This is a genomic window from Streptomyces sp. OfavH-34-F (assembly GCF_022347745.1).
GTDB lineage: Bacteria > Actinomycetota > Actinomycetes > Streptomycetales > Streptomycetaceae > Streptomyces.
The window spans coordinates 1-6,667 of the sequence record NZ_JAKRGC010000338.1; the positions used below are offsets into that span (position 1 = coordinate 1).

The following is a 6,667-nucleotide window of genomic DNA, read 5'->3' on the forward strand; positions in this document are numbered from 1 at the left end:
GTCGCGGGTTCGTCCACGCTGATCCCGAAGTCCGTCGCGAGACCGGCGAGCCCGGAGGCGTACCCCTGGCCCACGGCCCGGAACTTCCAGCCGCCGGCCCGCCGGTACAGCTCCCCGCACACGAACGCGGTCTCGGGCCCCGCCGCCATGTCGAAGCGGGCGAGCTGCGCGCCGGACGCGGCGTCGAGCAGGCGCAGGTGGAGGCCCGGCACCCGGCCGAACGTGCCTCCGTCGGCCGAGGCGCACAGGGCGACCCGTTCCACGTCGGCGCCCAGCGCGGCGAGATCGACTTCCAGGGTGTCCGCGCCGGGCTGCTTGCCGAGGTGGCGTACGGTCCCGGAGGCGTGCCGGGGCTGGTTGTAGAAGACGAAGTCGCCGTCGGAGCGGACCCGTCCGCCGGCGGCCAGCACCAGCGCCGAGGCGTCCACGTCGGGTACGCCGGGGCCGGCGGACCAGCCCAGTACGGCGCGGACGGAGGCCGCCGCCACCGGCATGTTGGCGCCCTTGCTCAGTGTCGTCACGGGTCCAGTCTGCCTGCCGGCGCGGGGCCGGGTCGAGCGCCCCGCTCCAGGAGCGCGGGCAGGTCGCCGAGGGCCGGGGCCTCGCCGCACGCCGAGGCGACGACCACTTCCTCCAGCGCCCGCAGATGGGCCCTGATCCTGGGCGGCGGCAGGTAGGCGGTGTCGGCGGTGAGCATGACGGCGAGGACGCCCCGCTCCTCGGTGACGTGGACGCAGTACCGGCAGCCCAGCTTGTCCTCGGTGGCCGGGAATCCGAGTTCGGTGCGGGCCCGGGCCGCGCGCAGCCCGGCGGGGTCGGGCGGGCCCTCGGCGGGCGGGCGTACGAAGAACCGCTGGTCGTTGTAGCAGCAGTACGGATGCACCAGGGTACCGCGCTCCCGCCCGACCCGCTCGCGCAGCGCCTGCCAGGCGGCCGGGTCGTAGGACGCCGCCCGGTAGCCCGCCATGGCCGCCCGCCAGGCCCCGGGCAGCAGGTCGGTGAACCGTTCGGCGCCGGAGGTGTCGAGGAGGAACGGGGCGTCCTGGGAGAGCATCGCCACCAGGTCGCGCCGGTCCTCGGCGGCGCGGTTGGCGACGATGGGCATCATCGCCGCCGAGGTGTGGCCGCCCTCGGCGGCGACCAGGGCGGCGAGGGCGGTCATCAGGACGGTCGAGCCGCTGATCCGGTGCGCGGTGGCCAGGGCGTCGGTGGCCCGCATCAGTGCCTCGGAGACGATGCGGCCGCTCCAGAACCGGGGGGTGCGCGGCGGGGCGGTCTCGTGGGGGAACATCGTCGGCGGCATGGCGCGGTAGAAGCCCTCCCAGTGGGCGAGGGCCCGCTCGCTGCGCCGTACCCCGGCGGGTGACTCCTGTTCCCGGGCGAGGTCCAGGGGGTTGGTGCGCGGCGGCCGGCCCGCCGAGCCCCGTACGGCGAGCAGCCGCAGGTCGCGGACCACCTGTTCGGCGGCGTGGCCGTCGGCCGCCAGGTGGCACAGGACCAGCGCGACGTGGGTCACCCGTCCCCGGTGGTGGACGGCGCCGACACGCAGCGGCCACTCCCCCGCGTAGTCGAAGCGGGTCGCCGACAGCTCGGCCAGCAGGGCCCGCGCGGTGGCGCCGGTCCGGGACGGGTCGGTCTCCTCGACCGCGGTGAGCGGCAGGGTGCCGGAGTCCGCGAGCGACTGGCGGGGGTCGCCGTCCTCGATGCCGTACAGCCGGGTGCGCAGCGCCTCGTGTCGTTGCAGCAGGGCGGCGAGCGCGGTGGCGAGCCGGGGCAGGTCGGTGGCCCGGCCGCGCTCCCCCAGGGTGAGCAGGCGCCCGATGTTGAAGTAGACGTCGTTGGGGGCGGTGCGCAGGATCGCGTGCCAGATCGCCCGCTGCCCCCAGGTCAGGGGCGCGGTGCCGGACCGGTCCCCGGTGAAGGGGATCTGCACGGTGCGGGCGGCGGCGGACGGGTCACTCATCGGGCTCCCGGTCGTCCTCGCCGAGCCGGGCCGCCAGGCTGTCGACGGTCTCCTGGTAGAACGACGGGTCGGCGAGGTCGAGTTCGACGCCGTACTCCTCCTCCAGCGTGTCGGCGAGGCGGAGCAGGGCCAGGGAGGTGACGCCGAGTTCGGTCAGGGTGCCGCCCCGGGCGGCGAGGATGTCGGCCGCCGGGATCTGCCCGTCCGTGGCGTGGCTGATCAGTCCGGCGAGCCGGGCGCGTGCTCCGGTGGCCGGGTGCGGTGCGGTGCTCAACTGCCTTCCTTCCCGGCCAGCCGGCGGCGCAGGCTCAGGGGCCTGATGTCGGGCCACACCTCGTCGACGTGGGCCATGCACTCGTCCTCCGTGCCGCTGAACCCCTCGGGCCACCAGCCGGCGGGCAGGGGGGTGCCCTCGGGCCACAGGGCGTGCTGCTCCTCGTCGTTGACCGCCACCAGGTAGCGGAGGGCGGGTGCGTTCACTGGTTCTCCTCGATGAGTTCGGCGACGCAGGCCGCGACGCCGTGGACGGTGGGGCTGTCGAAGAAGACGTCGAAGGGCACGGTGACGCCGTACCGCTTGTGGATGCGGCCCGCGATGGAGGTGATCGTCAGGGAGTGGCCGCCGAGGTCGAACAGGTCCTCGTCGGGTCCGAGGTCGTCCAGGTCCAGTACCTCGCGCCAGATGGCCAGGACCGTGGCGGTGACGCCCTCCTCCGCCTCCGGGGCGGGGGCCTGAGCGGCGGGTGCGGGGCGGGGGCGCGGGGGTTCGGGCAGGGCGGCCCGGTCCAGTTTGCCGTTGGGGGTGAGCGGCATCGCGTCGAGCGTCGCGTACGCGTCGGGCAGGTAGGCGGCGGGCAGGGTCCGGGCCAGGTGGTCGCGGAGCGCTTCGGGCGTGGGCGGTACGCCGCCGGGGGCGGGGACGACGTAGGCGACGAGCCGGCCGGGCTCGCCGTCGGGGCCGGGGCGCAGCGCCGTCGTCGCCTGCGCGACCCCGGGGTGGGCGGCGAGTGCGGCGTCGATCTCGCCGAGTTCGACGCGGTGGCCGCGCACCTTGACCTGGGTGTCGGCCCGTCCGGCGAAGGCGATCCGGCCGTCGGCGGTGAGCCGGGCGAGGTCGCCGGTGCGGTAGAGGCGGGCGCCGGGCGGGCCGAAGGGGTCGGGGACGAACCGGGAGGCGGTGAGGCCGGGCCGGCCCCGGTAGCCGTGGGCGACGCCGTCGCCGCCGATGTACAGCTCGCCGGTCACCCCTGCGGGCAGCGGCTGGAGCAGGGCGTCCAGGACGTGGGTGCGAGTGTTGGCGAGCGGGCCGCCGATGGTGACGGTGTCCTCGGGGCCGATCTCGGCGGCCGTGGACCAGACCGTCGTCTCGGTCGGGCCGTAGACGTTGACCAGGCGGCCGACCGCGCCGCGCAGTTCGCGGGCGAGGGCGTCGGGCAGCGCCTCTCCCCCGGTCAGGGCGACCAGGCCGGGGGCGTGGAGCCCGGCGGCGAGCATGGTGCGCCAGCCGCTGGGGGTCGCCTGTACGTGGGTGAGGCGGTGCCGTTGGACGAGGGCGGTGAGGGCGGCGCCGTCGCGGTGGCGGCCCTCGGGGACGAGGACGACGGTGCCGCCCGTGACGAGCGGGAGGAAGAGTTCGACGGTGGAGATGTCGAAGGAGAGGGAGGTGAGGCCGAGCCAGCGGCTGCCGGGCCCCGTGCCGGTGGTGTCGCGCAGGGCCGCCAGGAGGTTGGCGAGTGCCGCGTGCGGGACCTCGACGCCCTTGGGCCGGCCGGTGGAGCCGGAGGTGTACAGGACGTAGGCGGGGTCCGCGGGTGCGGGCGGGGCGGGGGCGGGCGGGGCCTCGGGGAGTTGGTCCCGGTCCCCGGGCCGGGGGTCCGTGGCGGTCTCCAGGGCGAGCCCGGCGTCGGCGCGGAGGAAGGCCAGGCGCTCCGCCGGGTGGTCGGGGTCGAGCGGGAGGTAGGCGGCGCCGGCGGTGAGGGGGCCGAGTGCGGCGACGAGTTGGGCGGCCGAGCGGGGCAGGGCGATGCCGACGAGGGTGCCGGGGCCGGCGCCCCGGGCGCGCAGCCGGTGGGCGTGGCGGCGGACGGCGGCGTCGAGTTCGGCGTAGGTGAGGGTGGTGTCGCCGTCGATGACGGCGGGGGCGTCGGGGGTGGCGGCGGCCTGGGCGGCGAACAGCTCGGGCAGGGTGGCGTCCGCGTTGCCGGGGGTGCGGGTGGTGTCGGCGAGCAGGGTGGCGCGTTCCCCGGGGGTCAGGAGCGGGAGGCGGCCCAGGGGGGTGTCGGGGTCCGTGACGGCGGCGTCGAGCAGGGTGAGGAAGTGGTCGAGGATGCGGGCGGGGGCGTCGTTGTCGAAGGCGGCGGTGCGGTACTGGAGGCTGCCTTCGAGGGCGTCGGGGGCGTCGACCAGTTGGAGGTGGGCGAGGTTGCGGGCGGTGCCCGCGAAGCCGATCCACTCGGTGCGCACGTCGAGTCCGGGGCCGAAGTCGGCGGGCCCGGACGCGTCGCGGCGGCGGTAGCTGAGGGAGAGGGGGCACAGGGCGGTGCGCGGGGTGAGTCCGCGTACGGCACGGCTGAGGGGCACGGTGCGGTGCCGGTACAGGGCGCGCAGGGCGGCCCGGACGTGCTGGGCGAACTCGGCGAAGGTGTGGTGCGGGAGCGGGTCGGTGCACAGGGGCAGTTCGTTGACGTGGAGGCCGGCCTGCCGGGGGGCGCCGGGGGCGCGGGTGGAGAGTTCGATCGCGGTGGCCGGGGCGGTGTTGCCGTAGCGCAGCAGGAGGGCGTGCCAGGCGGCCGTGAGGAGTTCGAAGCGGGTGACGCCGAGTGCGTCGGCGGCGGACACCAGGCGGGTGTGCCGTTCCCCGTCGCGCCGGAAGCCGAGGGCGCTGCCGGGGGCCGGCGTGACGGGGTCCGGGTGGTGGGCGGTGAGGCCGGGGAGGGCGGGGGCGGGGCTCTCGTGGCGGCGGTCGGCCCAGAAGCGGGCGGCGGCCTCGATGTCGGGGGCGGCGGGCGGGGGTGCGGGTGCTCCTGCCGGGGAGGGCGTGGCGTCGGGGGTGGTCCGGGCGGGCGGCTGCGCCGGGTCGGGTGCGGCGTCGGGAGTGGTCCGGGTCCGGTAGGCGCGGGCCAGTGCGGAGACCAGGATGTCCTTGGACTCGCCGTCGAAGACGAGGTGGTGGGCGACCACGAGGAGCAGGTGCCGGTCGGGGGCGGTGGTGAACAGGGTCGGGCGGACCAGGGGGCCGTCCGGGGCGAAGCGGGTGGTGGTCTCCTCTTCGCGGAGCTTGCCGAGGTCGCCGGGGGTGGTGGTGACCATGCGCAGCGGGGGCGCTTCGCCGGTGCGCAGCGCGGGCCCGGCCGGGTCGATCCGGGCGGCGAGGGCGGGGTGTTCCGCCACGCAGCGGGTCCAGGCCGCCGCGAGGGCCGCCCGGTCCGGCGTGCCCCGCAGGTGCAGGGCGAGGGCGAGGTGGTAGGCGGAGGCGGTGTCGAGGGTCTGCTCGGTGACCCAGAGGCCGTGCTGGGCGGGATCGAGCGGGGCCGGTGCGGTGGCGGGTGCGGAAGGGGTCATGAGGTCGCCTCGTCGTCCAGGAGCCGGTGCAGTTCACGTTTGAGGACCTTGCCGCCGTCGTTGCGGGGCAGGGTGTCGCGGTAGAGGATGCGGGCCGGCAGCTCGTGCGCGGCGAGTCGTTCGAGGAGGAAGGCCCGCAGCAGGGTGGTGTCCGGCTCCTCCCGCCGGGGTACGACGACGGCGGCGACCACGCTGCCCAGCACGGGGTGCGGGATGCCGAAGGCCGCCGCGTCGGCGACGTCCGGGTGGGCGTGGAGCGCGTTCTCGACCTGGAGGGTGGAGACCTTGTGGGCGCCGGACTTGATGACGTCGCGCTCCCGGTCGAGCAGGTGGAGGTAGCCGTCCGCGTCGAGCCGCCCGATGTCGCCCATGCGCACCCAGCTGCCCTGGAAGACCTCGGTGCCGGCGTCGGGTGCGCCGAGGTAGGAGCGGGGTGCGGTGGGTGAGCGCAGCCAGATCTCGCCGGGTTCGCCGGTGGCCGCCGGGCGTCCGTCGGGGCCGGTGACGCGCAGTTGGGCGAGGGATGCGGGGCGGCCGGGCGACTCGGGGCGGTCGGGGTCGAACAGCAGGGTGATCTGGGCGGGCGCGGCCTCGGTGGAGGTGTAGTAGTTGACGATCTGGGCGCCCGGGAACGCCTGGGAGAGCCGGAGCGCGACGGGCTGCGGGAGCGCCGCCGCGGTGGAGCCGACGAGCCGGACGGTGCTGAGGTCGCAGCGGGTGAGGGCGGTGGAGGCGAGGAGTTCGATGGCGGTGGCGGGGACCAGGAAGACGCTGCCGACGGCGTGTTCCTCGATCAGGCGGGCGAACCGCAGCGGGGTGAACTGCGGGGCGGCGATGCCGGTGGCGGCCGTGTCCAGGCAGTTGACGAGCATGGTCTGCCCGGCGTTGGTGCCGATGGGGAAGCTGTGCAGGAAGGTGCGTGAGTGGCGCAGGGGTCGGCGGCGTTCGTCCAGGGTGCAGCCGTGGGCGAGGTTGGCGTGGGTGGCCCGTACGCCCTTGGGCAGGCCGGTGGTTCCGGAGGTGTAGAGGTACTGCGCGGGTGCGCCGGGGTCGGGCAGGGGCGGGCCCGCGCCGTCCCCGGTTGCGGGGGCGTCGCCTTCGAGGTCTTCGCCGGCGGCCTGCCAGAGGCCCGCGGGCAGCCGGG

6 protein-coding genes are annotated in these 6,667 nt (G+C 76.3%); all 6 read right to left on the minus strand.

All coding sequences use genetic code 11. The annotated features are described in order from the left end of the window. A partial coding sequence (locus tag MHW47_RS30235; RefSeq protein ID WP_239227049.1) for a TerD family protein occupies positions 1–494 on the minus strand: 494 nt, incomplete at its 3' end. A gap of 23 nt (positions 495–517) precedes the next feature. Next, positions 518–1,963, minus strand: coding sequence for a condensation domain-containing protein (locus tag MHW47_RS30240; protein WP_239227042.1), 1,446 nt, complete (start codon positions 1,961–1,963; stop codon positions 518–520). Further along, complete coding sequence (locus MHW47_RS30245) at positions 1,956–2,237, minus strand: acyl carrier protein (protein ID WP_239227044.1); 282 nt, start codon at positions 2,235–2,237, stop codon at positions 1,956–1,958. Before MHW47_RS30245 ends, MHW47_RS30240 begins: the two co-directional genes overlap by 8 nt. After that, complete coding sequence (locus tag MHW47_RS30250; protein WP_239227045.1) at positions 2,234–2,443, minus strand: MbtH family NRPS accessory protein; 210 nt, start codon at positions 2,441–2,443, stop codon at positions 2,234–2,236. The genes MHW47_RS30245 and MHW47_RS30250 overlap by 4 nt, the downstream gene beginning before the upstream one ends. Next, positions 2,440–5,523: an amino acid adenylation domain-containing protein gene (locus MHW47_RS30255; protein ID WP_239227047.1), complete on the minus strand. Its 3,084-nt coding sequence runs from the start codon at positions 5,521–5,523 to the stop codon at positions 2,440–2,442. The genes MHW47_RS30250 and MHW47_RS30255 overlap by 4 nt, the downstream gene beginning before the upstream one ends. Next, positions 5,520–6,667, minus strand: a 1,148-nt coding sequence (locus MHW47_RS30260; RefSeq protein WP_239227048.1) for a class I adenylate-forming enzyme family protein, incomplete at its 5' end; no start/stop codon positions are given. The genes MHW47_RS30255 and MHW47_RS30260, both read right to left, overlap by 4 nt.